Source organism: Rhizobium ecuadorense, assembly GCF_001187535.1.
GTDB classification, from domain to species: domain Bacteria; phylum Pseudomonadota; class Alphaproteobacteria; order Rhizobiales; family Rhizobiaceae; genus Rhizobium; species Rhizobium ecuadorense.
Genome location: NZ_LFIO01001224.1, coordinates 1 through 222, shown reverse-complemented (window position 1 = coordinate 222; position 222 = coordinate 1). Strand labels below are relative to the sequence as shown.

1 protein-coding gene is annotated in these 222 nt (G+C 63.5%); it reads right to left on the bottom strand.

Annotated elements, in window-relative coordinates; genetic code table 11:
* The coding region (locus AF337_RS25750) for an epoxide hydrolase N-terminal domain-containing protein (RefSeq protein ID WP_193393658.1) at positions 1 to 222 on the bottom strand (222 nt) is incomplete at both ends.

Below are 222 nucleotides of genomic sequence, written 5' to 3'. Positions count from 1 at the left end.
ATGCGGTCCGGCCCCCAGCCGGTGCCGGTCGGCTTGCCGGAGAAGCCGTAGCCCGGCATCGACGGAATGACCACGTCGAACGCATCTTCGGCGCGTCCGCCATGAGCGGTCGGATCGGTGAGCGGGCCGATGATCTTGAGGTTCTCGAATATCGATCCCGGCCAGCCATGGGTGATGATGACGGGCAGGGCATTCGGATGTTTCGAGTGGACGTGAATGAAG